We start from the raw sequence: 26,016 nt of genomic DNA on the forward strand, positions 1-26,016 counted from the left end.
ACGGTGGCGGCGACATGGAATTTTCCTTGCGCCGACACGGTAGCACGCGGTGCAGCGATTCCCGAAATTCTCTTTGCCCGCGTGCCTTTGGGGGCGGCCCTGCGGCATCGGCAATTGACTTGCGCGCGCGCCCAACGCAGCATTTGGCAATAGGCAAACGGACAGAGCCGGGGCGGATGGTGCACGCGGGACAGGCAGGTCGGATCGGATGGGCGCTCGGCGTCATGGTCGTTGCAACGGCCGGTGCCGTGTTCGCGCAATCCCCGCTCGTGCCGGGGGTCGAGCCGTCGGGGCGCCCGCTGACGGATACCGGTTTCGGCGGCGGTTATGCCGCGCTCATGTCACCCAGCACGATGCTGGGCTTTCTGCGGGACGTGGTGATCGGCTTCGGCCTGACGGCGCTCATCGCTTTCCACCCGTCGCTGCGCCACCTGCGCAACACGGTCGAGGAGGCCGAGATCCCGCGCACCCAGTTCCTCTACGCGCTGGTGGGCATGGTGATCGGGTTTCTGGTCGTCACGCACGGATCGATCATCGGCTTCATCGTCTTCGGGATCGGCGGGCTGATGCGCTTCCGGACCGACCTCGGCTCTTCGGCGCGAACGGGTGAGTGTATCGTCGTGACGGTCGTCGGCCTGTGCATCGGGCTGGAACTGCCGGTCGTCGCGGTGATGACCACCCTGTCGGCCTGGGTGGTGATCTGGTTCATCAACCGCACACGGGTCCATGTGATAGAATTGATCGCACCCGATTTCGCCGGGCTGGACGCTGCGGCGGAAGCCGCAAGATCGGTGGTCGATACGGCCGGCTGGCGGCATGTCGGGGAGAAACATGGCGGCTACAAGCCGCATATGCGGATTCTGTTCTCCGCACCGAGCCAGGTCACACGGGGTGACATTCTGGATGCGCTGCGGGCCGGTCTCGGCCCGTCTGTGCCGGATGAACGGGTCTGGCATCTGGCCGACTGAGCAAAGGGCCGTCACGGGTGGCGGCCGGACATTTTGACTGCAAGGGAAGGGAGACGTGCATGCGACACTCTGTATTGGCTCTTGTGATGATGGCCGCCCTGACGGCGGGTCCAGCACCGGGTCTGGCCGAGGATCTGACCGCGCGGTCGGGCGGGCCGAGCGCATCCGAGATGATGCGCCGCGGCGGGTCCGACGCGGCCGACGGGCTGTCCTTCTTCCGCCCGGTCCTATCCGGCGTGCTCTACCGCGCCGGCTTCAAGGGCGGTGACAAGGGGCGCACCGGCCTGTCGCAATCGCAGCGCGAGGGGCTGTGCAATGCCGGCATGTCGAAGGCCTTTTATGCCGATTTCGGCAAGAACACGGACTATGGCACCACGCAATGCGGTGGCGGGTCGCTCGATTACGCGGCCGCCCGGTCGAGCCGACCGGCGTCCGTGATGAAGGCCGTCCATGCCGCGATCAAGAACCCTTCGCAGGGTCCGGTGCTCGTCCATTGTATGTGGGGCGTCCATTCCTCGGGCGCGCTTTCGGCCATGGCGCTTGTGCAATTCTGCGGCTGGTCGGAGGACCGCGCCAAGCAATATTGGAACGAGGCCCGCAACAAGGCCCCCTGTTCGGGCGGCTGCGACAAGTGGATCGACGCGAAATTCGCCAATTTCTCGGTCGATCCGGCGCTGACGATCAGTGCGGCGGAGCAAGCCGCGATCTGCCCGAAATGAAGCGGCGTATGCCCCTGAGCCGGAAACTGGCAATCGTCTTCCTCTTGCCGCTGTTCGGACTGCCCGTGCAGGCGAGCGATGCGGTCACCGGCATCGAGACAGGCTTCACCTCGCCCGCGGGTGTGGCGGAACGCTGTGTGCGCATCACGCCGGCGCCGGGCGGGGCCTATTCTGACAAGGATCTGGAGGCCGAGGCCGCCTATTGCGCCATTGATTTCTATGCCGCCGGGATCGCGCTTTGCCCGAAGACTTGGTCAACGTCCCCGGGCATGGCCCTCTATGATCTGAGCGAGGGGCCCTATACCGGCGACAGGGACGGGTTCATGCGCGAGGCCTGCAAGGAAGGAAAGGCCGCCAAGGATCTGGCCGCGGACCGGATCGCCAAGTTCAAGCCGACGATGAACGGGCGCGGCACCAGCGCGACCTTCTCCACCAGTTCGCTCCTCTACTACCATTTCTCGCGCTATTTCGACATGCAGGCCAAGGTGCCGGTGGCGGTCTGGCGCAGCATGGACCGGCAGGCTCATCTCGATCAGGTGGCACGGATGGGGCTGGCGCTGACCGGCGGCCATGCGCGGATGAACCATGAAGGGTGGGCGCTGCTCGTTGCCGCGGACGAGCGACCGGAAAGCTACAGTCCGACGGATGAGTTGTTCACGGCCGACCGGAGCCAGATCTACGGCGCGCTTCTCGACAGTCCGGGCCACCGCTACGGGCCACAACTGAACGGCACCCGGGCCTCGGGCTGGGGCAAGGGGCAGAACCGCGACTTTCAGGAGACGCCGGCCTTCCTTGCGCTGCGCGCGAATGCGCCGCTGGCCGAGGCGATCGAGGCGGGCATTGCGGCCGGGCGGCGTGACCCGCTCATCGCCAAGGATCTGGCAGCGGATGTGCCGCGCTACCAGATCGCGCGCTGGATGCAGGACCTGACGGAGATCGTGCTGCTCGATTTCATTTTCAGCCAGCAGGACCGGATCGGGAATATCGACTTCGAGCCCTATTATCACTGGGTCGAAGCCGGCGAGTTGAAATCGAAGAAGGCCAAACATCACAGCCCCGGCGATGGTGACGTGCCCGACGGTGCGATGCTGATCCGGCATACGCGGCTCAATGACAATGATGCCGGCGGCAAGCTGCCCTATGCCAATTTCGCGAAATCGACCCAGATGCTGGAAAAGATGCGCCACTTTCCGCCCAACCTTTACCGGCGGCTGATCGCTCTCGATACGGACCTGCAATCGGGCGGTCCGGTCTTTGGCTGGCTGTCGTCGAGCTTTGGCTTGACCGAAGCGCAGGTCACGCAGGTGGTAAAGAACACGGCCCTCGCGCGCGGCATCCTGCAGGATGCGTGTGACGCCGGGCAATTGCGGTTCGATCTGGACCCGGACGGGTTTGCGCTGAGCGGGGAGGGGGCAGATGTATCGCTCGATTGCGCGGCGCCTTGAGGCCGCCGTCCTGTTGCTGGTGCTGGCGGTCGTCCTGATCGCCGGACCGGTCCGCGCCCAGAGTTTGCGCATTGCCGTCGTGTCCGACCTGAACGGCTCCTACGGATCGGTCACCTATTCCGACCGGGTGGATGCCGCCATTGCGCGGATCATTGAATTGAAGCCCGATCTGGTGCTCTCGACCGGCGACATGGTGGCGGGGCAACGCACGCCTACGTTGTCAGCCTCCCGCGTGGCCGAGATGTGGGCCGCGTTCCACCGCCACGTGAGCGATCCGCTCGCCAAAGCCGGCATTCCCTTTGCCGTCACGGCGGGCAATCACGATGCGTCCGGCTATCCCGCTTTCCGCGCCGAACGCGAGCGCTATGCGCAGGAATGGCGGGCCCGCAAGCCCGCGCTCGACTATCTGCCCGGCGGCAACTATCCGTTCGTCTACGGCTTCCGCTTCCGCGACGTGATCTTCGTCTCGCTCGACGCGACAACCGTCGGCAAACTGTCCGGCGACGAGATGCGCTGGCTCGATACCGCGCTTGCCGCGCCGGCGCGTGCCCGCATTGCCTTCAGCCACATCCCGCTCCACCCGTTCGCGATCGGCCGCGAGCGGGAGATCATCGGCGATCCGCTTCTGGAATCGCTCTTCCAGACCCGCGACCTGTCGGTCCATCTGAGCGGTCACCATCACGCCTATTTCCCGGGCTGGAAGGACGGTGTCGGCTATGTCAGTCAGGCCTGCCTTGGTGGCGGTCCGCGGCCGCTTGTCGGCACCGGGTCGCGCAGCCCGCACGGGTTTACATGGATGGAAATTGCCGCCGATGGCAGCGTCACGACGGAGGCCCTGCTGCCGCCCGACTACCGCCGCGCGCTCGACATCACGACCCTGCCCAAGGCCATATCCGGCCCGCTTGGCCGTGTCATCCGCCGCGATCTTGCACCTGTTCAATAGGACATTCCATGCCGTCATTCTCTGCCAATCTCGGGTTCCTCTGGACCGAACTTTCCCTGCCGGAGGCCGTTCGTGCGGCCGCGCGCGCCGGCTTCGATGCGGTGGAAATGCACTGGCCCTATGATGAGGATGCAACCGCCATCCGCGCGGCGCTGGCTGACACCGGATTGCCGCTGATGGGCATCAACACGCGCCGCGGGCCGGAAGGGGCGTTCGGTCTGGCCGCCGTGCCGGGGCAGGGCGCGGCGGCGCGCGACCATATCGACGAGGCCATTGCCGGCGCGCGGGCGCTCGGGTCCGCGGCGGTGCATGTGATGGCGGGTCTCGGCGAAGGGGCCGCGGCACGGGTGGCGTTCGAGGAGCATCTGGCCTATGCCTGCGCGCAGGCCGGCGCGGACGGGCCGACGATCCTGATCGAGCCGCTCAACCGCCAAGATGTGCCGGGCTATTTTCTTGGGGATTTCGATCTGGCCGGAGAGATCATTGCCGCTTTGGACCTGCCGAACCTGAAACTAATGTTCGACAGCTACCATGCCGGGCGCATGGGGCTCGACATCCGGCGCACCTTCGCCATCTGCCAGCCGATGGTCGGCCATGTGCAGATCGCGGGCGTGCCCGACCGTGGGCCGCCCGATATCAGCACGCCCGACCAGAGGCCCTTCCTGCATGATCTCGATGCGCTGGGCTGGGACCGTCCCGTGGGCGCGGAATACCGCCCGCCCGGCCGGACCGAGGACAGCCTCGGCTGGATGGCCGGCCTGCGCCACCCCTGACATGCATGCATGAAAAAGGCCGGCACCCGCTCGGGCACCGGCCAATTGTCTGTTCGTGCTGGTCGCCGACCGTCAGCGGGTCGGGATGATCACGATCTCCACCCGGCGGTTCTGCTGGCGCCCCGCGGAGGTGCTGTTGCTTGCGATCGGCTGGGATGCGCCAACGCCCACGACGCTGAGCCGCGAGGAGGAGACCCCGCCGGCCGCGAGCTGGTTCGCCACGCTCTGCGCGCGCTGGCGCGACAGCTGTTCGTTGTAGCTGGCCGAGCCGGTGCTGTCGGTATGGCCGACCACGCGCACGACAGTGTTGGGATATTCGTTCAGGTTCCGTGCGATCGCGTTGACCGAGGGCACGAACTGGCTCTTGAGGACGGCACTGTCGAAATCGAAGGTGATCGCTTCGGGCAGTGAGACGACCAGCTGCTCGCCGGTGTTCACGATGGTCGCACCCGAGCCGCCGATCTGCTGGCGCAGGGCCGCTTCCTGCTTGTCGAGATTGTTGCCGATGGCCGCACCGGCCGCCGCGCCGAGGATGCCGCCGACCACGGCTGCGCCCGTGTCGCCGCCGATGATCTGGCCGGCCGCCGCACCGAAGGCCGCGCCCGCTGCGGCGCCGGTGCCGGTGTTGTTCTTGGTGCCGTCGGGGTTGGTGCAGGCCGACAGGCCGAGTGTGGCCACCAGAGCGATGGCGGCGGAAGAGCGAAGGTAAGTCATGCGAACTCCTGTTGAATCTGTCGCGACCGGTTATGCCCTCTGGGCGTGGTCTCGGCAATCAAACGCCCATGACCGGGGTCAAAGTTCCATGCTCTTCGGCAATATCCCGCCGAACGGCCTCGTGGGCGAGCAGCGCGCGTTTGACCGGCAGACCCCAATGGTAGCCGCCAAGCCCGCCCGATTTGCGCAATGCGCGGTGGCAGGGGATGAGCCAGCTGATCGGGTTGCGCCCGATTGCCGTGCCCACGGCGCGGACCGCATTGGGGTTGCCGATCCGCCGGGCTACGTCCGAATAGGTGGCCACCTCGCCAGACGGAATTGCCAGCAGCGCCTCCCAGACCTTGATCTGGAACGGCGCGCCGATCAGGTGCAGGTCGACCGGCTGGCCGGCCTCCGTCGCGCCGAACAGGGCGGCGGCCACCGGGGCGACCCGCGCCGGCGCGTGGAAGAACCGCGCTTTCGGCCAGCGGCTTTGCAGATCGGCCTGCACGGCGTCGGGGGTCATGTCGCCCTGAAACCCGAGCCCGCAAAGGCCGCGCTTCGTGACCATCGCAAGCGCCGGTCCGAACGGTGTGTCGATCCAGTCCCAACCGATCTCCAGCCCTTCGCCCTTGCGAGCATAGTCACCGGGGCTCATCGCCTCCCAACGCAGGAAAAGGTCATGCAGCCGCCCGGTCCCTGACAGGCCGGTCTCCGCGCTCGTGTCGAGAAGCGTGTGATGCTCGGCCAGCAGCTGCTTGGCGTGGTCGAGGGTCAGATATTGCAGATAGCGCTTCGGGCTGACGCCGGCCCATTGCGAAAAGACCCGCTGGAAATGCGCCGGGCTCATGCCGCAGGCCTCGGCCACTGCGTCGAGTGACGGCTGGTCGGTGCGATGCGCGTCGATAAAGTCGATGGCGCGCGCGATCACCGCGTAATGGTAGGGGTCAGGCTGGTGGGTCTGGGTCATGCTTCTGCTCCGTCTTCAAGCCCAACTTAAGTCGAACAGGGGCCAAGACCACCCGAATCCTGCGGAAATCGGTTGCCCCGCGCGCAAATGGCATGGCAGATGGGCTGCGATGCCAGACCAACTGCCCTATGCCGACATGTCGGCCGTCTTCAGCCGGTTCCGCGACAGCGAGCCGGAGCCGAAAGGCGAGCTTGATCATGTGAACGCCTATACGTTGCTGGTTGCCGTCGCGCTGTCCGCGCAGGCGACCGACAAGGGCGTGAACAGGGCAACGGCCGATCTGTTTCCCATTGCCGATACGCCGCAGAAGATGCTGGCGCTGGGCGAGGAAGGCCTGATCGCGCATATCAAGACGATCGGGCTCTATCGAAACAAGGCCAGGAACGTGATCCGCATGGCGGAGATTCTGGTCAATGACTATGGCGGCGAGGTGCCGTCGTCGCGCGCCGCGCTCGAAAGCCTGCCCGGCGTCGGGCGCAAGACAGCCAACGTGGTCCTGAACATGTGGTGGGGCATGCCCGCGCAGGCGGTGGACACGCATATCTTCCGGCTCGGAAACCGCTCCGGCATCGCGGTCGGGCGCGACGTTGTTGCCGTGGAACGCGCCATCGAGGACAATGTGCCGGCAGAATTCCAGCGCCACGCGCATCACTGGATGATCCTGCACGGCCGCTATATCTGCAAGGCGCGCAAGCCGGTCTGCGCCAACTGCATCATTTCCGACCTCTGTCGCTTCGAGGAGAAGACCCTATGACCAAGTCCCTGGACGTTGTCGGCATCGGCAATGCGATGATCGACGTGCTTGCCCATGTCGAGGAGGATGTGCTCGACGCAAGCGGCGTGGAAAAGGGCATCATGCAACTGATCGACCGCAAACGGGCGGTCGATATCTACAGCGTGATGGGACCGGCGCGCGAAGTGTCCGGCGGATCGGCGGCCAACACCATCGCGACGCTGGCCGGGCTCGGCGCACGCACCTCCTATGTCGGCAAGATCAAAGACGACCAGCTGGGCGAGATTTTCGCCCATGACATCCGCGCGCAGGGCGCGCGGTTCGACACGCCGCTCGCACCGCGCGACCATGATGCGGATACCGGCCGCTGCCTCGTGCTCGTCACACCCGATGGCGAACGGTCGATGAACACCTATCTCGGCGTGTCCGAATTCCTGTCCCCGGCCGATATCGACACCGACCAGATGGCGGATGCCAACTGGCTCTATCTGGAAGGCTACCGGTTCGACGGGCCGGACAGCCATGCCGCCTTCGCCAAGGCCATCGCGGCCTGCAAATCCGCGGGCGGGCGGGTGTCGATCACCCTGTCGGACCCGTTCTGTGTCGAGCGGCACCGCGATGCGTTCCGCGAGATGGTCCAGCGCGACGTGGATCTGCTTTTTGCAAACGAGCATGAGTTGCGGGCGCTCTACCAGACCGATGACCTGTCGATCGCGATGACCATGGCGGCGGCGGAAGTGGACCTTGTGGCCTGCACAGCAGGGGCCGAAGGCGCCTATATCGCGCAGGGCAAGCAGGAGGTTCATGCCCCGGCCATGCCCACCCGCGTTGTGGATGCGACCGGCGCGGGCGACATTTTTGCCGCCGGGTTCCTCTACGGGCTGATCGGCAATCACGACCTTCTGACCTGCGGGCGCATGGGCTGCATCGCGGCAGCGGAAGTGATCTCGCACCTTGGGGCTCGCGCGGAGTCGGACCTGCACAAGCTCTTCCGCGAGGCGGGGCTCGACCTCTGAGCCCCGGCGCGCGCCGCGCCCTTCATGACATTGCGGTGTGACCCATAGGGGACAGTGGCGCGGCTATCGTGCCACGGGCGGTGCGCCTGCGGTCGCGCGCCTAGGAATCGCCGCATTTCTGCCCCTACAAGGGTGTGGAAGTATCTGCGTAAACTGTTCGTACCCTTTGTTCTCACCAGTTTCATCAGCCTGAAGCCATCCCGATATGGCGTGGGGGGCGGTATCTTACGTGCTGCAGGCGCTTACCCAATGGAGACCAAATGCCTGGGAAAAGCCTTCTGAGCGCAGCGGCACTCGCCGCCGGCGCCCTGCTCTCTTCACCAGCCCTCTACGCTCAGGAAGTCCAACTGAGCACGACCGACGGTGGCATCACCCTCACAGGTGAACTGCTCGAATTCACCGGCGAGACGTTCATTCTCGCCACCTCGGTCGGCAAGCTGGAAATCGATGCCTTCAGCGTAGTCTGCGAGGGCGCGGCCTGTCCGCCGCCCGAACTGATGCGGTCCGACTTCCGGATCGCGGGCGCCAAGTCCATCAGCGAGGGCTTCCTGCCGGCGCTGATCGACGCCTACGGGTTCGACCTCGACGTGGACGTGCTCAACACGCTGACCGATGACGGGTCGGAACTGACCCTGACCGGGGCCAATGACGAAAATCTGGCCACGATCAATCTGGCGGGGCTCGGCTCCACCGGCGGTCTGAAGGCGCTGCTCGACGGAGAGGCCAGCCTCGCCGTCACGTCGCGGCCGCTGCGCAACCGCGAGGCACGCGCATTCGCCGATGCCGGTCTTGGCAACCTTGCCGATCCGGAAAACGAGAAGGTTCTTGCGCTCGACGGTCTTGTGGTCGTCACCTCGCGCGACAACCCGGTCCGCGCGATCCGCGAAACGGATGTGCCCGAAGTGTTTTCCGGCCGGATCAACAACTGGTCGCAGCTTGGCGGTCCTGATGCGCCGATCCGGCTCTATGTCCGTGACGAAAGCTCCGGCACGCGCGAAGTGTTCGACAACCTCGTGATGCGCCCGGTCGGGCTGGCCGTGGCCGATCAGGTCATCTCTGTCGACAATGACGATGCGATTGCCGATCTGGTTTCGGCCGATCCCTATGGCATCGGCTTCACCGGCTTTGCCAGCCTGCGCAATGCCAAGGGTCTGGCCATTGAAGGGGTCTGCGGCTTGCAGACACCGCCGACGGCCTTCACGATCAAGACCGAGGAATATCCGCTGACGCGGCGTCTCTACATGTATCAGACCAACCGGCCGAAAACCCGTCACGCCAAGGCGCTGATGGATTTCGCCCTGTCTGACATGGCGCAGCAGGTTATCGCGGATGCGGGTTTCATCGATCAGGCGATCACCGCCGAGACGATCAATGCCCAGGGTCTGCGTCTGGCCTCCGCTCTGACTGCGCCCGAGGCCGGCCAGTCGTTCGGCCAGTTGCAGGACATGGTCGGGACACTCATCAACGCCGACCGTCTGTCCACCACCTTCCGTTTCGAGACCGGCTCGTCCGAGCTCGACTCGAAAGCGCAGGCGGATATTCAACGTCTTGCCGCCCAGCTGATGGAAGGCAAGTATGACAATAAGGAGCTCCTCCTCGTCGGGTTCACCGACTCCGTCGGCCAGGCCGACCTCAACCAGTTCCTGTCCGCAGACCGTGCGGGCCAGGTCCAGCAGGCGCTGCTCGATGCTGCGGGCGGTGATTTGCCGAATGTGAAGTTTCGCGTGCTTGGATATGGCGAGATATCGCCGCTTGGCTGCAACGAAACCTTTCAGGGCCGCCTGATCAACCGCCGTGTTGAAGTCTGGACCCGCGATCTGGTCGGAGGGGAATGATGAACAACCATCTTGCAAAAGTCTCGGGGCTGCGCTCGGGACTGGCCGCGCTTGCCGTGGCGGCAGGCATGATCCTGAGCCCCTCGCTGGCGGCCGCGAAATGCGACGCCGGGGAGAAGATCCTCAAGTTCAGCCTTGTCACCGCAATCGACGGCCATCCGAAAGGGGAGGCTGCCAAGGCTTTCGCCGAACGGGTCAACCGGGAATTCCAGGGCAGCTACTGCCTGGAAATCTACGGAAACTCGGAGCTCTATGACGATGATGTCGTCTTCGATGCGCTCCTGTCGGGCGACGTGCATTTCGCCGCGCCGTCCCTGTCGAAATTCGGCAAATACACGAAGAAGCTTCAGCTTTTCGATCTGCCGTTCCTGTTCGACAGCCCGCTGCATGTGATGGAGTTCCTCTCGACGCCGGACGCTCTGGCGCTGAAGAACTCGATAAACACATCGGGGTTCCAGGGGCTGGAATTCTGGGCCAACGGCATGTTGCAGATGTCGGGCGCGCGTCCCTTGCGCGTGCCGGCCGATGCGGCCGGTCTGACCTTCCGCATCCAGCCGTCTGCCGTGACCGATGCAACCTTCCGTGCGCTCGGGGCGGAAACCAAGACCCTGGCATTCTCCAAGGTCTATGACGCGCTGGCCAGCGGCGAGGTGAACGCCCAGTACAACACCTGGTCGAACATCCAGACCAAGGGTTTCTACCTTGAACAGGCCGCCGTGACGGAGACGAACTTTGCCTATCTGGGCTATATGGTCGTCACCAGTTCGGCCTTCCTCGACGGGCTCGATCAGGCCACGCGGGACAAGTTCCTTGGCCTCCTGAAGCTGACCACGCACGAGCGCAACCGCTTCGCCTTCGAGATCAACCAGATCCGCCGTCAGGACATTATCGACGATGACGGCATCATCATCCGGTTGAACGAGGAGGAGCTGCAGCTCTGGCGCGACGCTTTCGCCCCCGTCTGGGACCAGTTCCGTGACGAGATCGGCCGCGATCTTGTGGCGGCGGCGGTCAAAGCCAACGCGGAAGCCAAGCCCTTCTGACGGAGCGTCCCCATTGAAAACCGAAACGGCGGCACCCCGGGGCGCCGCCGTTTTCCGTTCCGGACCGAGGACGGTTCAGCCGCCGAGGATCTTCGCCACCTCCTCGGGATCGATCTCCTTTTTCGGCGGGTTTGCGTTCGGCTCCTTGTCATATTTGAACAGCCGGAAATCGCGCTTGTAGATCTCGAACATCAGGTGGTTCGACAGATCGTCGAAATAATCCTCCACCGGAAAGGCGCGCTTGGGCCCGTGCCCTTCGCTTTCGTTGAACCGCGGAATGGACCCGAGGTCGACAGCATGCGGTGTTTCGATCCGGTCGAGCACGGCCTGCATGCCGGTGCGGAAATCCTCCGTCGGGAAGATCAGGTCGTAGCGCCCGCCATTGGCGATGAGGGTCGACGCGTGGCTCGACATGGCCGACCAGTGGATGTCCGGATCCATCGGCTTGCGGAAGCGGATCGTGTCGCGGGCGAAGAGCAGGAAGCGCCGGAAGGATGCGATCTGGTCGAAATCGTCATCCACGTCGATCCCGTATTTGCGGACCAGCATCGGCACCAGATTGCCGCGATAGCGGTTGCCGTTGCGCTGGATGCCCGCGATCTTGTCGAAGAAAGCCGACAGGATGCGGGTGTAGGGGTTGCGCACGCAGGTGAAGGTGAACACCTCGCCGGAGCGGACGGCGGTGCTGATCGGCTCCTGGCTGCTGTCCTGCGACCATTTGTGAAGCCCTTCCTTCGCATCGTGGATATCCCCGTCGAAGAAGCGCCCGTGGTCGGAGTAATACATGATCTGGCCGATGGTGGAGCAGGCGCATTTCGGGATCACCCGATAGGCCACGGAGCCGCTCTCTGTCATCCAGGTGCCGGGAAAGCCCATTGCCGATTGCCCCTTGATCCACTCGATAAACCCTACGCGCGCAATAAGATAATAGAATTCACATGCCTTCAAGGCGGTTCATGCGATCGTCGCCCGACGGGGGCGGCGGTTTTCGCTGGAACCGCAGCGGGGCGGGGCCTATTCTCGCCCCCGACGACCAGAAGGGCAGGGTTTCGTGGCCAAGATCGCCTATTTGCTATTGTGCCATAAGGACCCGGAGCGGGTGGCGGAAACGGCCCGGACGCTGGTATCGCGCGGCGATTGCCTGACGGTGCATTTCGACGCGTCGGCCAGCGCCGCCGATTACACGGTCCTGACCGGAGCGCTGGCCGACCATCCGCAGATCGCCTTTGCGCCGCGGGTCAAATGCGGCTGGGGGCAATGGTCGCTCGTTCAGGCCACGCTCAACATGATCGAAACGGCGCGCGCGCGGTTTCCCGATGCCACCCATTTCTACATGATGAGCGGTGACTGCCTGCCGATCAAATCCGCGGCTGCCATACATGCGCGGCTCGACGCATGGGATGGCGACTATATCGACCATCACGATTTTTTCGACAGCGACTGGATCAAGGTCGGGCTGAAGGAGGATCGGATTGTCTACCGTCACTGGTTCAATGAGCGCGACCGCAAACCGCTCTTCTACGCGGCGCTCAACCTGCAGAAGAAACTCGGTCTGAAGCGCAAGCTGCCCGACGGCCTGCGGATCATGGTCGGGTCGCAATGGTGGTGTCTGCGGCACGGCACGATCGACCGGGTGCTGGACCTGATCGCGAACCGCCCCGACATTCCGCGCTTCTTCCGGTCCACCTGGATCCCGGACGAGACCTTTTTCCAGACGCTCGTGCTGGAAGTGACCCCGCGGGCGGAGATTGCCAACCGCACGCTCACCTTCCTGCTCTTCACCGATTACGGGCTGCCGGTCGTGTTCCATGACGATCACGCCGATCTGCTGGAGGCGCAGGACTGGCTGTTCGCCCGCAAGGTGTCACCCAATGCGGCGCGGCTGCGCCAGCGATTGCTTGACCTCTTTGACAGCGACGCGCCTGCCGGCCCGCTGGAGGATACGGCGCCCCGGCTTTTTGCCTTCCTGTCCGGCCGCGGGCGGGAAGGTCGGCGCTTTGCCCACCGGTTCTGGGAGACGGGTAACAGTGTCGGGCGCGGGCATGAGCTTCTCGTCGTGGTCTGCAAGAAATGGCATGTCGCCAAGCGGTTCTCCGACCGTGTCGCGGCCGAACTGGGCATCGTCCCCCAAGGGTTCCTGTTCGACGAAAGCGACGTGGCGCTGCCTGATCTCGGCGGGATCGAGAACAGCCGGGAAAAGCGGACCCGCCATCGCCGCGCCTTCCTGCATCTGCTGTTCGAGGCCTGCGACACGGACCGGATGATGATCTGCCTCGACCCCAGCCAGACCGAGGTGGTGGCGGATATCGCGCGCGACGACTGCGCGCTCTCCGTCCTGCAGATCGACTGTGACATCGACGCGGACTATCTGCGCGGCCATGCCGAGCGGGTCGGCCTTGCCGGCGGCGATGTGCCGGTCGACGGATCATTCGGCCTGATCTCCGCGCTTGATCGCCAGTTCCGCGACGAGCAGGAAGCGCTGCGCGACCTCGACCTGCCGCGCTTCTACCGCCTGCGTGAACGCGATTCCGACGAGACAAACACCCATGCCGCCGCCGCCTTCCTGCGCATCCCGGACGATCGCGCGACCGGTATCGCCGAGCGGCGCGGCCTGTTCGACTGACCCTGCCCACCGACCAAGGAGAGCCCGCAATGGCCTATGCCTATGACGACCAGAACATTTTCGCCAAGATCCTGCGCGGCGAGATCCCCAATGACACGGTTGCGGAAAGCGATCACAGCCTTGCCTTCCGCGACATCGCGCCGATGGCGCCCGACCATGTTCTGGTGATCCCCAAGGGGGCTTATGTCACCTACGACCATTTCGCGGCCGAGGCGAGCGATGCGGAGATTGTCGATTTCAACCGGATGATCGCCAAGGTGGTGGACATTCTCGGCGTCGGTCCGGGTGCGGACGGAGAGGGATACAGGCTCATTTCCAATGCCGGCCGCTCCGGCGTGCAGGAAGTGCCGCATCTGCATGTGCACATCCTCGGTGGCCGGGTGCTGGGGCGGATGGTGCAACCGGCCGACTGAAGCTGCGCGTGCCCCGTCAGGCTGGGGCGGTGTCGCTCGCGTCGCCGTCCGTCAGCGCCACGAACACATCCTCTAGCCGCGGATCCTCGGTCGCCACGTCGGCGATGCGGATGCCGGCCCCGCGCACATAGTCGAGCACGGCTTCCGCATCCGTTGTCCGGCTCGCATAGTGGAGTTTCAGCCGCCCGTCGCCCGCAGGCTCCAGTGTGATGCCCTCCGGCGGAGCAGGCAGGTCCGGCAGCGCCTCCTTCGGGGTCAGCACCATTGTCTTGCCGTCAAGACGGCGCAGAAGCGTCTGGGTGTCGTCACAGGCCACCAGCTCGCCCTTGGAGATGATGCCGATCCGGTCGCACATCTCCTCGGCCTCTTCCAGATAGTGGGTCGTCAGGATGACCGTCGTGCCGCGCTCCTGAAGCTCGCGCACATAGGCCCAGAGCATCCGCCGCAGGCTGATATCGACGCCGGCAGTCGGTTCGTCGAGCACCAGCACCTGCGGGCTGTGGACCAGCGCCTTGGCAATCAGGAGCCGCCGCTGCATCCCGCCTGACAGCGAGCGCGCATAGGCATCGGCCTTGTCCGCAAGCCCGACTGCGGCGAGGACCTCGTCCGTCCGGCGGTCGCGGCGGCGCACGCCGTAGAGCCCCGCCTGCACGTCCAGAAGCGCGCGCGGCGTGAAGAACGGGTCGATGTTGAGTTCCTGCGGCACGACGCCGATCGCGGCGCGGCTCTGGCGCGGGTTCACATCCTGATCGAAGCCCCAGATCCGGACCGATCCGGCGCTCTTGTTCACAAGCCCCGCAAGGATGTTGATCGTCGTCGATTTGCCCGCGCCGTTCGGGCCGAGAAGGCCGAAAATCGACCCTTTGGGAATGTCGAGATCGAGGCCCTTCAGCGCGGCGACAGGCCCGCTACCGCCCCGTCCGGCATAGGTCTTGCTGAGCCCCCGGATTTCGATGGCATTTTCCTGCATGGGACCCCCTCGATGACGCGCGGCAGCCCTTGCCGCCGCAGGCGGGATCGCTATCATGCGGCGCGTTGAACATCAATCGACCACCAAGCCTGCGAAAGAGCCAATCGATGAGCATTCCCGCGCCGGAAACCGAAGAAGTGACCTCCTCCCGCATCTGCTGCGACGGCGGCAAGCTGGGCCATCCGCGCGTCTGGCTGCAGATCGACCCGAAAGAGGGGTTCGTCGAATGCCCCTATTGCGACAAGAAATTCGTGCTCAAGCCCGGCGCTGCCGCGGCAGGCCACTGACGTGGCGTTCGGGGCGGGGCATCACCTCCAGCTGATCGACGGTTCGGGCTTCATCTTCCGCGCCTTCCACGCCCTGCCGCCCCTGACGCGCAAGTCCGACGGGTTGCCGGTGGGCGCCGTGTCGGGTTTCTGCAACATGATCTTCAAGCTGGTGGAAGATGCCAAGGGGCCGGATGCACCGACCCATGTGGCTGTCATCTTCGACCATAAGGGCAAGACGTTCCGCTCCGACATCTACCCCGAATACAAGGCCAACCGTCCGCCCGCGCCCGAGGATCTGGTGCCGCAGTTCGGGCTGATCCGCGACGCGACGCGGGCCTTCAACCTGCCCTGCATCGAGGTCGAGGGGTTCGAGGCCGACGACATCATCGCCACCTATGCGCGGCTTGCCGTCGAAGCCGGCGGGCGGGCCACGGTCGTGTCCTCCGACAAGGATCTGATGCAGTTGATCCGGCCGGGTGTCGACATGATCGACCCGATGAAGAACCGCCATATCGGCCCCGAGCAGGTGGAAGAGAAATTCGGCGTCGGTCCGGAGCGGGTGATCGACGTGCAGTCGCTCGCAGGCGACAGTGTGGACAATATTCCCGGTGCGCCGGGGATCGGGGTCAAGACGGCGGCGCTGCTCATCAACGAATATGGCGATCTCGACGCACTTCTGGAGCGGGCCGAAGAAATCAAGCAGCCGAAGCGCCGCCAGACGCTGATCGAGAAGGCCGATCAGATCCGCCTGTCCCGCGATCTGGTGACGCTGCGCACAGACACGCCGCTCGACCGCGACCTCGACAGTCTCGAGGTGCGCGACCCGGAACCGGAAGCGGCGCTCGGGTTTCTGGCGGAGATGGAATTCCGCACGCTGACCAAGCGCATCGCGGAAAAACTCGGCGCGCCGATGCCCGAGATCAACGACACGCCAAAGGCGCTCGAGGATGCCGGCGACGGCGCCGCGCCCGAGGCCGATCCCGCCCTGACCGCCGCCTTCGAGGATGCGGTCTACGAGAAGGTCACGGATGCGGCGGGCCTGCAGGCCTGGCTCGACCGGATCACCGAAACCGGTCATGTCGCGGTGGACACGGAAACAACCGGGCTCGACGAGATGCGCGCCGATCTGGTCGGCGTCTGCCTCAGCGTGGCGCCGGGCGCGGCCTGCTATGTGCCGCTCGCCCATGTCGACGGGGAGGGGAGCGGCGACCTGTTCGGCGGCGGCGAACGGGCTGCGGGCCAGATGGACCGCGAGGAAGCGCTCGCCATGCTGCGCCCGATGCTGGAGGACCCCGCGATCCTCAAGATCGGCCAGAACATGAAATACGACTGGAAGATCTTCCGCCGCTACGGGATCACGGTCGCGCCCATCGACGACACGATGCTCCTGTCCTACGCGATGCATGGCGGGCTTCACCGTCACGGGATGGACGAGTTGAGCGAACGCTATCTCAACCACAGCCCGATCCCGATCAAGTCGCTGCTCGGCACAGGCAAATCGGCCCGCACCTTCGATCGCGTGCCGGTGGACGAGGCGGTGAATTATGCGGCCGAGGATGCGGACATCACGCTGCGGCTGTGGAAAATGTTCAAACCGCAACTGCACAAGGCGCAGGTCACGCGGGTCTATGAAAGCATGGAACGGCCGCTGATCCCCGTGCTGGCGGATATGGAAATGCGCGGCGTGAAGGTCGACCGCGACCATCTGAGCCGCATGTCCAACGCGTTTGCGCAGAAAATGGCGGGGCTGGAAGCCGAGATTCAGGAGAAGGCCGGGCGCAGCTTCAATGTCGGCTCGCCCAAGCAGCTGGGCGAAATCCTGTTTGACGAAATGGGCCTCGAAGGCGGCAAGAAGGGCAAGACGGGTGCCTATGCCACGGGCGCGGATGTGCTGGAGACGCTGGCGGCCGAGGGCCACGAGATCCCCGCGCTGGTGCTCGACTGGCGGCAGATGTCGAAGCTGAAAAGCACCTATACCGATGCGCTGCAGGACCATATCAATCCCGACACGGGCCGCGTGCACACGTCCTATGTGATCTCGGGGGCGAATACGGGGCGGCTGGCCTCGACCGACCCCAACCTTCAGAATATCCCCGTCCGGACCGAGGAAGGCCGCCGCATCCGCGAGGCGTTCGTGGCCGAGGAGGGCAATATCCTCCTGTCGCTCGACTATAGCCAGATCGAGCTGCGTATTCTGGCGCATATTGCCGATATCTCAGCGCTGAAAGAGGCGTTCCGCGACGGGCTCGACATTCACGCGATGACCGCGAGCGAGATGTTCGGCGTGCCGATCGAGGGCATGGACCCGATGGTGCGCCGGCAGGCAAAGGCAATCAATTTCGGCGTGATCTACGGGATCTCCGCCTTCGGGCTCGCCAACAATCTGCGCATCCCGCGCGACGAGGCCAAGAGTTTCATCGACACCTATTTCGAGCGGTTCCCCGGCATCCGGACCTATATGGACCGTACGGTCGAGGAGGCGAAAGAGAAGGGCTATGTGGAAACGCTCTTCGGGCGCCGCATCCACACGCCGCAGATCAACGCCAAGGGGCCGCATGCGGGGTTCGCGCGGCGCGCGGCGATCAATGCGCCCATTCAGGGCACGGCGGCCGACATCATCCGCCGCGCGATGGTCCGCATTCCGAAAATGCTGGCCGAGCGCGAACTGCCCGGGCAGATGCTGTTGCAGGTGCATGACGAACTGATCTTCGAGGTGCCCGAAAGCGCGGCCGATGCCCTGTCGGACGCCGTCACCGAAGTGATGGAGGGGGCGGACCTTCCGGTGATCAAGCTCGATGTGCCGCTGACCGTGGACAGCGGCCGCGGCAAGAACTGGGCTGAAGCCCACTGACGGCAGGCGCGCGCCCGCGGCCCGGCCGTTAGTCGGCCGGCGTGTCGGCCGCCGCGGTTTCCTCAGAAGGCGCGCCCGTGCCCATCAGGCTCTCGCGGACCTCGGGCAGGTTCGCGAGGCGGTAATCCTCCAGGAAACTGTCGATCACCCGCAGGATGGTGGCGGCCTCGTCGTCGCCCTCGACCGTCGGATCGCGGCGGCCACCCATGCCCCATGTGCCGGCGGCAAGCTTGATCCGCGGCGCGCGGGTCAGCAGCACCGTCTGCGCCAGCGAGACAAAGACCGAATAGGTGCAGCCCGTCTCCGCATCGGTGTTGGAGAAATAGATGTTGAGCTTCGGCTGGCCGGGTGTCTGGCGCATTTCCTCCTCCGTCAGCAGGGGCAGGCCGGCGGTGGCAAAACGTGCGGCAATGGCCGCCTGAATGGTGCCACCGAAATCGCCGTCATACCCTGCGGGTGCCTTGAGCGAACCGGCGGCAACATGCACACCCTGCAAGTCCGTGAGCAGCGCGCGACGGTCGGCTATTCCGATCGCTTCGGGGTCGAACCCCATGAGCAGTTCCGCATCCCCTTCGGTGCAGATCCGCGGAGCCTCCGGATCCTCCGCCGCTTCGCCGCGCGCCAATGCCTGCCGGTCAAGCATACCGATGAACCGGTCCAGTTCCTCCTGGCTCGGCGGTGCGATCTTCCGCGCGAGATAGGCGTGAGTCCGGTCACAGGGTGCCGAAGGCGGGCAGCTGTTTTCCCGATGCTCGATCTGCTCCCAAAGAAGCCAGAGCCGGTTTTCCTTCGTTCCGGGCGCCGGTCGGGCCACATCCGTGCCGTCATCCGTCGGGAGCCCGTCCTGCGCGGCAAGGGCGGGCGGCATCAGAAGGGCGAGCACAAACATTGCCGCCACCGCGATGCGGGTCGGGAACCGGTCCCGGCCGAAGCGTGAACAGGCTGGGGCCATGGGCGCACCTCCTCGACGGGAAGTCTGCGCCGTTTGCGGCAAAGAAAGAGTAAACGGATGCGTCCGGAAGCGGAGCAGGCAGCGGATCAGAAGTCGCTGATGATGCCCTTTTTCTCCCAGTCACCGAAGCGCGTGGGTTCGGGCCCGTCCCGTCCGCCCAACTCGACCGGCCGGTCAGCCTCGGTGGCGGCAGCGCGGCGCGCGCGTGCCTCCTTCAGCGCGCGTTCGGCGGCTTCCGCAAGGCGGCGGTCTTTTTCTGTCGGGGTCCGGGGCATATATTCCTCCTGCACGCTATTTAGGGCGCCCGGCGGGCGCACGCAACGAGGACGGGGCATGAATATCATCAAGACGGGCATCCTGCTGGCCGGGATGACAGCGCTTTTCATGGTGGTCGGATGGCTGCTTGGCGGCAGCACCGGGGTGATTCTGGCGTTTCTCTTCGCGCTCGGGACCAACATTTTCGCCTATTGGAATTCCGACAAGATGGTGCTGCGGATGTATCAGGCGGAGCCGGTGACGCGGATGAGCGCGCCCGAGCTTTACGACATGGTCGAGCGCCTCGCGCGCAATGCGGGCCTGCCGATGCCGAAGGTCTACCTGATCCGCGACAACCAGCCCAATGCTTTCGCGACCGGCCGGAACCCGGAAAATGCCGCTGTTGCGGCAACAACAGGCATCATGTCGCTTCTGAGCCGCGAGGAACTCGAAGGGGTGATGGCGCACGAACTGGCGCATATCAAGAACCGCGATACGCTGATCATGACGATTGCGGCCACGATTGCGGGCGCGATCTCGATGCTGGCGCAGTTCGGGCTCTTCTTCGGCAACGGGCGCGACCGCGGCGCGCTCGGGGTCGTCGGCATGCTGCTCGCAGTGTTCCTCGCCCCGATTGCCGCGATGATCGTGCAGATGATGATCAGTCGCACGCGGGAATATTCCGCCGACCGGCTGGGGGCCGAGATATCGGGCAATCCGCTCGGGCTTGCCTCGGCATTGCGGAAGATCTCCGCCGGGGTGTCGCACGTGGAGATGGCCAAGGCCGAACGCAACCCGGCCACGGCGCATATGTTCATCATAAACCCGCTGTCGGGCGCGCGGATGGACAATCTTTTCTCCACCCATCCCAATACGGAGAACCGGATTGCCGCGCTGGTGGAAATGGCCGATAAGCAGGGCCGCGGGCCAGGGGTCCGCCCGGCCGAGGCTGCTCCGGTGCGCCGCTCGACCGTGCCCACCGTGCGCCGCCGCAGGTAAACATGCCGAAAGATGAAACCGGTCTGGCCGCCCGCCGCGCGGCGCTCGCGCTTCTGTCGAAAGTGACCGGATCGGGTGCGCCCCTGTCGGAAGTGCAGGACGAGGCACTGGCGCGGCTCGATCCGGCAGAGCGGGCGCGGGCGCAGAGCCTCGTGCTTGCCGCGCTGCGCCATATCGACCGGCTCGACAGCGTGATCGACGCGCATCTGACAAAAGCGCCGCCCCTGAAAATGCGCAACATCCTGCGGCTTGCGGCGGCGGAGATGCTGGTGCTCGACGTGCCGCCGCATGCTGCGGTCGACAGTGCCGTGCGCCTGACGCGGGCCGACCGCAAGGTGCAGCACCTGTCGAAACTCGCCAATGCCGTGGCGCGGCGTGTCTCGGAAACCGATGCGGACGCTTTTGCCGCCCTTCCGCCGACCCGGATGCCGGCATGGATCCGCAAACCCGTTCAGCGCCAGATCGGCGCAGAGCGGGTGGAGGCAATCGAGGCCGTCCAGAGCCAGCGCCCGCCGCTCGATATCACCCTGCGGGATCCGGCAACGGCCACGCAATGGGCCGCGGAACTGGAGGCTGAGATCCTGCCGACCGGCAGCCTGCGGCGGGCGCGTCCCGGTCAGGTCTCGGCCTTGCCGGGCTATGCGGAGGGCGTATGGTGGGTGCAGGATGCGGCGGCTGCCTTGCCCGCGCGGATGCTGGCGCCGGCGCCGGGGATGCGCATTCTCGACCTCTGTGCGGCCCCGGGCGGCAAGACGCTGCAACTGGCAGCAGCCGGCGCGGACGTGACCGCGCTCGACCTGTCACCGGCGCGCCTCAAAAGGGTGGAAGAAAACCTTTCCCGCACCGGCCTGTCGGCGGCGCTGGTCGCAGCCGATGCGCGTGAGTGGGCGCCGGATGCGCCTTTCGATGCGATCCTGCTCGACGCGCCTTGTTCGGCCACGGGCACGTTGCGCCGCCATCCCGATCTGCCCTTTGCGCGCATCGGGCAGGATCTGCGCCCGATCCTGCAGGTGCAGGCGGCGCTTCTGGCGCGGGCGGCGGACTGGCTGAAGCCCGGCGGACGGCTGGTCTATTGCACCTGTTCGATCCTGCCCGCCGAGGGGCCGAAGCCGGTCGCGGACCTGCTGGCCGCGCGGGAGGACATGCAGGAGGTGCCGCTCGCCATTCCGGGCATCGATATTCCCGACAGTTGGCGCGACGGCGCGGCCCGTCTGCGGCTCTATCCCGACCTCTGGGCCGACCGCGGCGGCATGGACGGATTTTTTGCCACAACTCTGGAAAAGCGTGTGACCGGCAGGTGACAGCGGCAGGGCGGCGCGGCTAGGCTCGCGGCCGGGCAGTTGAAACGGCAGCACGCGCATGACTTCCGTCACATGGACATTGGCCGCGATGGGCGCGCGGATCGCACAGGGCTGGCGCCGCGCAGGCGACCGGTTGCGCGCCCGCAGGCTGCCGACCGGACCGCGCCCGAGCGCCTTCGTGGCCTGGCCCGAACCGCGCACCATCGGTTCCTACACCAGCGGGTTGCAGCTGCTTGCGGGCAATTTCCAGTTTGCCGGACGGCTGGTGGAGGCCCCGCGCACCCCGATCTGGGAAGTGGAAAGCCCGAGCCCCGAATTCACCGCCGAGATGAACGGGTTCGCATGGCTCGACGATCTGATCATTGCGGGCGACGCCAAGGCGCGGCGTCAGGCGCGGGTCTGGGTCAACGACTGGATCCGCCGCTATGGCAAGGGGCAGGGACCGGGCTGGACGCCGGAATTGACCGGCCGCCGCGTGCTTCACTGGATTGCCCATGCCGTGCCGCTGATGCGGGTCATGGACGAAGGCCAGTCGGACGCGTTTCTTTGGGCGCTGGGGCGGCAGGCCGGGTTTCTGAAACATCGCTGGTCGAGCGCGCCGCCGGGCCCGGCCCGGATCGCCGCGCTGACCGGCCTTGTCTATTGTGCGCTCGCGCTGGAGGGCCGTGGCGGAGATCTTGGACCCGCCTTGCGGGCGCTGGGGCGGGAGGCGGCGCGGGAGGTCGGACCGGATGGCGGTATCGCGACGCGAAACCCCGAGGAACTGCTCACGGTTTTCACTCTGCTCACGTGGGCTTCGCGCACGGCGCAGGAGACCGGCCACCAGCCCGACCGGCGGCATCTGGAGGCGCTCGCCCGGATCGCGCCGACCTTGCGGGCGTTGCGGCTGGGCGACGGGGCACTGACCCGGTTCCATGGCGGTGGGCGGGGAATCGAGGGGCAGCTTGATCAGACGCTGGCGGATGCCGGCATCCGCAGCGGCCGGCGCGACGGGCTGGCGATGGGCTATGCCCAGATCGCCCATGGCCGGACCAAGATCGTGGTCGATGCCGCCGCGCCGCCCCGCGGCCGCGCCTCGGCCAACGGCCATGCATCGACGCTCGGCTTCGAGATGTCGAGCGGACGCCGCCCGATCATCGTCAATTGCGGACCCGGCTACCGGTTCGGACCGGATTGGCGGCGGGCGAGCCGCGCTACGGCGTCGCACAGCGCACCGGGGCTGGAGCGGGTCTCCTCCTCCGGCATCGCGCCGGAAGGCTTTGTCGGCAACACGTTCGGCGAGCGGCTGATCCGCACGCCCGCGGACGTGTCCTACCAGCGCGCGAACGACCTGACCGGCACATGGATCCGCTGCACTCATGACGGCTATGTCGACACCCACGGCCTGATCTGTGAACGGCGGCTTTTCCTGTCATCCGACGGGCGGTCGATCCTCGGCGAGGACCGGTTCACCGCCGAGACGCCGCGCCAGAAAGCGCGGCTCGACAGCCGCCGCAGCGACAAGGCGGTGCGCTTCCAGTGCCATTTCCACGTCCACCCGGACGTGACCGCCGCGCTCGATCTGGGCGGGCAGGCCGTGTCGCTTAAACTCCGCTCCGAAGAGGTCTGGATCCTGCGGCAGGAGGGCGGCACGCTGTCGCTCGATGCGTCGGCCTATCTCGACCAGACGCGGCTCCATCCCCGTGCGACCAAACAGGCGGTGGTCTCCGCCGATCTGCTGGGGTATGGGGGGGCCGTCACATGGTCCCTGCGTCGGGCCTCGGACGGGTCGCGTGCGACGCGCGACCTCCATCTCGATCCCGAAGAGCGGCGCGCGGACCCCGAGACCGACCAGTGAGCAAAAGGGATCCCGCCCCATGTCCATCGACCTCGTGCCCGTCCGGCGCGCCCTCCTTTCCGTATCTGACAAGACCGGCCTGATCGAGTTCGCGCAGGCGCTCGCGGCCCGCGGCGTCGAACTCCTGTCGACCGGCGGCACGGCGGCGGCCCTGCGCGGTGCCGGGCTGACCGTGACCGACGTGTCCGAGATCACGGCATTTCCCGAAATGATGGACGGACGGGTGAAGACGCTGCATCCTATGGTCCATGGCGGGCTCCTGGCGTTGCGCGACAATCCCGATCACCAGCAGGCGATGAAGGCCCACGGGATCGACGCGATCGACCTGCTTGTGGTCAATCTCTATCCGTTCGAGGCCACCGTCGCAGCCGGCGCCGACTATGCGACCTGTATCGAGAATATCGACATTGGCGGTCCGGCCATGATCCGCGCCGCGGCCAAGAATCACGGGTTCGTCAACGTGGTCGTGGATGTGGAGGATTATGCCGGTCTGCTGGCCGAGTTGGAGGTGAACGAGGGCACGACCTCGCTTCTCTACCGCAAGCAACTGGCCCTGACGGCCTATGCACGCACCGCCGCTTATGACGCGGCCGTGTCGGGCTGGATGGCCGATGCACTGGGCGAGGCAGAGCCGCGCCGCCGCGCCATTTCCGGCACGCTCGCGCAGACGCTCCGCTATGGCGAGAACCCGCACCAGTCGGCCGCCTTCTACAGCGACGGCTCGACGCGTCCGGGCGTGGCGACGGCCGAGCAGTTTCAGGGCAAGGCGCTCAGCTACAACAATATCAACGACACGGACGCGGCCTTCGAACTGGTCGCCGAGTTCGATCCGGCCGCCGGTCCGGCTGTTGCAATCATCAAACATGCCAATCCCTGCGGTGTGGCCCGCGGCGAGAGCCTGACAGATGCCTATCAGCGCGCGTTCAACTGCGACCAGACCTCGGCCTTTGGCGGGATCGTGGCGCTCAATGACACGCTCGACGCGGATACCGCGCGCGAGATCACCAAGATCTTCACCGAAGTGGTGATTGCCCCCGATGTGACCGACGAGGCGCGCGAGATTTTTGCCGCCAAGAAGAACCTGCGGCTCCTGACCACCGGCGGCTTGCCGGACGTAACCGCGCCGGGGCGGGTCTGGCGGCAGGTGGCGGGCGGCTATCTGGTGCAGGACAAGGATAACGGGCATATCGATATTGGCGATCTGAAGGTCGTCACCGAGCGCGCGCCGTCGGAAAGCGAACTGGCGGACCTGCTCTTCGCCTGGAAGGTTGCGAAACATGTGAAGTCGAACGCGATCGTCTATGCCCGGGACGGGGCGACGGTCGGGGTCGGCGCCGGGCAGATGAGCCGGGTCGACAGCACCCGCATCGCCGCCCGCAAGGCGCAGGACATGGCCGAGACGCTCGGGCTGGCCACGTCGCCCGCCGAAGGCGCGGTGGTGGCCTCGGACGCGTTCTTTCCCTTCCCCGACGGGCTGCTCACGGCTGCGGGCGCGGGCGCCACGGCCGTGATCCAGCCGGGCGGGTCGATGCGGGATGCGGATGTGATTGCCGCGGCCAACGAGGCAGGCCTTGCCATGGTCTTCACCGGTATGCGCCACTTCCGGCACTGATCCCGGGCCAAAACCCGACTGTCTGGAGCCGCCGCACGCCATCTGGCCGTGCGGCGGTTTTCGTTTCAGCCCGTCCCGCTGGCGTCCCCGTCCATTTGGGCCGTGATCGCATCCGCGACCAGCGCCGGCACGTCCGGCCAGAGCCCGACCGGGTCGAGCACCGGTCCCGCAAACCCGCTTTGGTCCAGCGCTTCGGGCAGATCGTCGAGCACATGGCCCGCGCGCGACGCAAAGAACGGCAGGCAGAGCGCCGGACCATCGACCGCCAGCGCATCGGCCAGCGACGGCGCCTCATCGACAAAGCCGCAGCGCACCGCGCCGAGCCCGAGCGTCGCATGCAGGTCCCCGGCCAGATCGCGCACGACTTTTGCGGGGCGCGGATCGGAAGGCGAGCCATGGGCCGCAATCACGAGCGTCGTTTCGCCAAGCCGCGCCGGCGCCACCGCCCGGATCGCAGCGGCCGCCAGACCGGCGAGGCCCGGCAGCAGGCCGAGCGGGGTCAGCAGCTCCGCATCGGGCCGCGCAGATTGCGCGATCCGGCGCGTGAGCAGGTCCGACACGAACCAGCCGTTCGACATGAAATAGGGCATCACCCGCACAGGCTGTGACGCAGGTATCTTCGCCAGCGCGGTGTGCAGGCCGCCCTTGACCGCGAGCGTCGCAACCGAGACCTCCGCCCCGCCGAGCCGCGTGGCGATCCCTTCAGCGATAGAAGCGAAATCCGCGTCGAGCGCAGTGGAATCGCCCGATGTGCCGTGGGCCACGAGGAGGATATGCGGAAGGGTCATCGGGAACC

24 protein-coding genes are annotated in these 26,016 nt (G+C 66.0%); 17 read left to right on the forward strand and 7 right to left on the reverse strand.

Features of this window, described 5'->3' with window-relative positions:
- The first annotated feature begins 176 nt into the window (after nucleotides 1-176).
- The 5 genes from GSH16_RS13485 to GSH16_RS13505 are packed head-to-tail and all read left to right on the forward strand — an operon-like array spanning nucleotide 177 to nucleotide 4,848.
- Nucleotides 177-968, forward strand: a complete 792-nt coding sequence (locus GSH16_RS13485; protein WP_160855980.1) for a hypothetical protein — start codon at nucleotides 177-179, stop codon at nucleotides 966-968.
- Between the two features lie 59 nt (nucleotides 969-1,027).
- A complete protein-coding gene (locus tag GSH16_RS13490) occupies nucleotides 1,028-1,687 on the forward strand; it encodes a protein-tyrosine phosphatase family protein (protein WP_160855982.1) in 660 nt (219 codons plus the stop codon).
- 8 nt (nucleotides 1,688-1,695) lie between these two features.
- On the forward strand, nucleotides 1,696-3,132 hold the full coding sequence (locus tag GSH16_RS13495) for a hypothetical protein (protein WP_160855984.1): 1,437 nt from the start codon (nucleotides 1,696-1,698) through the stop codon (nucleotides 3,130-3,132).
- Nucleotides 3,104-4,075, forward strand: a complete 972-nt coding sequence (locus GSH16_RS13500) for a metallophosphoesterase family protein (RefSeq protein ID WP_160855986.1) — start codon at nucleotides 3,104-3,106, stop codon at nucleotides 4,073-4,075. The genes GSH16_RS13495 and GSH16_RS13500 overlap by 29 nt, the downstream gene beginning before the upstream one ends.
- Nucleotides 4,076-4,083: 8 nt before the next feature.
- Complete coding sequence (locus tag GSH16_RS13505; protein ID WP_160855988.1) at nucleotides 4,084-4,848, forward strand: hydroxypyruvate isomerase family protein; 765 nt, start codon at nucleotides 4,084-4,086, stop codon at nucleotides 4,846-4,848.
- Nucleotides 4,849-4,920: 72 nt separating this feature from the next.
- On the opposite strand, the gene GSH16_RS13510 is transcribed toward GSH16_RS13505, so the two are convergent.
- Nucleotides 4,921-5,562 carry an OmpA family protein gene (locus GSH16_RS13510; protein WP_160855990.1) on the reverse strand — a complete coding sequence of 214 codons (642 nt, stop codon included), beginning with the start codon at nucleotides 5,560-5,562 and terminating at the stop codon, nucleotides 4,921-4,923.
- Nucleotides 5,563-5,620: 58 nt separating this feature from the next.
- Nucleotides 5,621-6,511 carry a methylated-DNA--[protein]-cysteine S-methyltransferase gene (locus GSH16_RS13515; RefSeq protein ID WP_160855992.1) on the reverse strand — a complete coding sequence of 297 codons (891 nt, stop codon included), beginning with the start codon at nucleotides 6,509-6,511 and terminating at the stop codon, nucleotides 5,621-5,623.
- A 109-nt stretch (nucleotides 6,512-6,620) separates the two neighbouring features.
- Between GSH16_RS13515 and nth the strand changes: the two genes are divergently transcribed.
- The 4 genes from nth (at nucleotide 6,621) to GSH16_RS13535 (ending at nucleotide 11,138) form a co-directional block, all read left to right on the forward strand.
- A complete protein-coding gene (gene nth, locus GSH16_RS13520) occupies nucleotides 6,621-7,265 on the forward strand; it encodes an endonuclease III (protein ID WP_160855994.1) in 645 nt (214 codons plus the stop codon).
- The gene (locus GSH16_RS13525) at nucleotides 7,262-8,260 is read left to right on the forward strand and encodes an adenosine kinase (RefSeq protein WP_160855996.1); all 999 of its coding nucleotides are present in this window, start codon (nucleotides 7,262-7,264) and stop codon (nucleotides 8,258-8,260) included. The genes nth and GSH16_RS13525 overlap by 4 nt, the downstream gene beginning before the upstream one ends.
- Nucleotides 8,261-8,520: 260 nt before the next feature.
- Nucleotides 8,521-10,095: a substrate-binding domain-containing protein gene (locus GSH16_RS13530; protein WP_160855998.1), complete on the forward strand. Its 1,575-nt coding sequence runs from the start codon at nucleotides 8,521-8,523 to the stop codon at nucleotides 10,093-10,095.
- Nucleotides 10,095-11,138, forward strand: coding sequence for a DctP family TRAP transporter solute-binding subunit (locus tag GSH16_RS13535; protein WP_160856000.1), 1,044 nt, complete (start codon nucleotides 10,095-10,097; stop codon nucleotides 11,136-11,138). Before GSH16_RS13530 ends, GSH16_RS13535 begins: the two co-directional genes overlap by 1 nt.
- A gap of 75 nt (nucleotides 11,139-11,213) precedes the next feature.
- On the opposite strand, the gene GSH16_RS13540 is transcribed toward GSH16_RS13535, so the two are convergent.
- Complete coding sequence (locus GSH16_RS13540; RefSeq protein ID WP_160856002.1) at nucleotides 11,214-12,014, reverse strand: sulfotransferase family protein; 801 nt, start codon at nucleotides 12,012-12,014, stop codon at nucleotides 11,214-11,216.
- 175 nt (nucleotides 12,015-12,189) lie between these two features.
- Here GSH16_RS13540 and GSH16_RS13545 point away from each other — a divergent pair, with 175 nt between their 5' ends.
- Both GSH16_RS13545 and GSH16_RS13550 read left to right on the forward strand, forming a co-directional pair.
- On the forward strand, nucleotides 12,190-13,761 hold the full coding sequence (locus GSH16_RS13545) for a DUF5928 domain-containing protein (RefSeq protein ID WP_160856004.1): 1,572 nt from the start codon (nucleotides 12,190-12,192) through the stop codon (nucleotides 13,759-13,761).
- Nucleotides 13,762-13,790: 29 nt separating this feature from the next.
- Nucleotides 13,791-14,174 carry an HIT domain-containing protein gene (locus GSH16_RS13550; RefSeq protein WP_160856006.1) on the forward strand — a complete coding sequence of 128 codons (384 nt, stop codon included), beginning with the start codon at nucleotides 13,791-13,793 and terminating at the stop codon, nucleotides 14,172-14,174.
- A 16-nt stretch (nucleotides 14,175-14,190) separates the two neighbouring features.
- On the opposite strand, the gene GSH16_RS13555 is transcribed toward GSH16_RS13550, so the two are convergent.
- A complete protein-coding gene (locus tag GSH16_RS13555) occupies nucleotides 14,191-15,144 on the reverse strand; it encodes an ABC transporter ATP-binding protein (protein ID WP_160856008.1) in 954 nt (317 codons plus the stop codon).
- A 107-nt stretch (nucleotides 15,145-15,251) separates the two neighbouring features.
- On the opposite strand from GSH16_RS13555, the gene GSH16_RS13560 reads away from it, so the two are divergent.
- Nucleotides 15,252-15,431, forward strand: a complete 180-nt coding sequence (locus GSH16_RS13560) for a zinc-finger domain-containing protein (protein WP_160856010.1) — start codon at nucleotides 15,252-15,254, stop codon at nucleotides 15,429-15,431.
- Nucleotide 15,432: 1 nt separating this feature from the next.
- A complete protein-coding gene (gene polA, locus GSH16_RS13565) occupies nucleotides 15,433-18,264 on the forward strand; it encodes a DNA polymerase I (RefSeq protein WP_160856012.1) in 2,832 nt (943 codons plus the stop codon).
- 28 nt (nucleotides 18,265-18,292) lie between these two features.
- On the opposite strand, the gene GSH16_RS13570 is transcribed toward polA, so the two are convergent.
- Together GSH16_RS13570 and GSH16_RS13575 are read right to left on the reverse strand one after the other, a co-directional pair.
- Nucleotides 18,293-19,216 carry a hypothetical protein gene (locus GSH16_RS13570; RefSeq protein WP_160856014.1) on the reverse strand — a complete coding sequence of 308 codons (924 nt, stop codon included), beginning with the start codon at nucleotides 19,214-19,216 and terminating at the stop codon, nucleotides 18,293-18,295.
- A gap of 86 nt (nucleotides 19,217-19,302) precedes the next feature.
- Nucleotides 19,303-19,491 carry a DUF1674 domain-containing protein gene (locus GSH16_RS13575; RefSeq protein WP_205524115.1) on the reverse strand — a complete coding sequence of 63 codons (189 nt, stop codon included), beginning with the start codon at nucleotides 19,489-19,491 and terminating at the stop codon, nucleotides 19,303-19,305.
- A gap of 58 nt (nucleotides 19,492-19,549) precedes the next feature.
- Here GSH16_RS13575 and htpX point away from each other — a divergent pair, with 58 nt between their 5' ends.
- From htpX to purH, 4 genes are read left to right on the forward strand one after another with little or no spacing between them, the layout of a single operon-like run.
- The gene (htpX, locus tag GSH16_RS13580) at nucleotides 19,550-20,470 is read left to right on the forward strand and encodes a zinc metalloprotease HtpX (protein ID WP_160856018.1); all 921 of its coding nucleotides are present in this window, start codon (nucleotides 19,550-19,552) and stop codon (nucleotides 20,468-20,470) included.
- 2 nt (nucleotides 20,471-20,472) lie between these two features.
- Nucleotides 20,473-21,771, forward strand: a complete 1,299-nt coding sequence (locus GSH16_RS13585) for an RsmB/NOP family class I SAM-dependent RNA methyltransferase (protein WP_160856020.1) — start codon at nucleotides 20,473-20,475, stop codon at nucleotides 21,769-21,771.
- Between the two features lie 58 nt (nucleotides 21,772-21,829).
- Entirely contained in the window at nucleotides 21,830-23,608 is a 1,779-nt protein-coding gene (locus GSH16_RS13590) for a heparinase II/III family protein (RefSeq protein ID WP_235913222.1), read from the forward strand.
- Nucleotides 23,609-23,627: 19 nt separating this feature from the next.
- Entirely contained in the window at nucleotides 23,628-25,220 is a 1,593-nt protein-coding gene (gene purH / locus GSH16_RS13595; RefSeq protein ID WP_160856022.1) for a bifunctional phosphoribosylaminoimidazolecarboxamide formyltransferase/IMP cyclohydrolase, read from the forward strand.
- Between the two features lie 65 nt (nucleotides 25,221-25,285).
- On the opposite strand, the gene GSH16_RS13600 is transcribed toward purH, so the two are convergent.
- Nucleotides 25,286-26,008 carry a sirohydrochlorin chelatase gene (locus tag GSH16_RS13600; RefSeq protein WP_160856024.1) on the reverse strand — a complete coding sequence of 241 codons (723 nt, stop codon included), beginning with the start codon at nucleotides 26,006-26,008 and terminating at the stop codon, nucleotides 25,286-25,288.
- Between the last annotated feature and the right edge of the window lie 8 nt (nucleotides 26,009-26,016).

It is taken from the genome of Oceanomicrobium pacificus (assembly GCF_009833495.1).
In the GTDB taxonomy this organism is placed as follows: Bacteria; Pseudomonadota; Alphaproteobacteria; order Rhodobacterales; family Rhodobacteraceae; genus Oceanomicrobium; species Oceanomicrobium pacificus.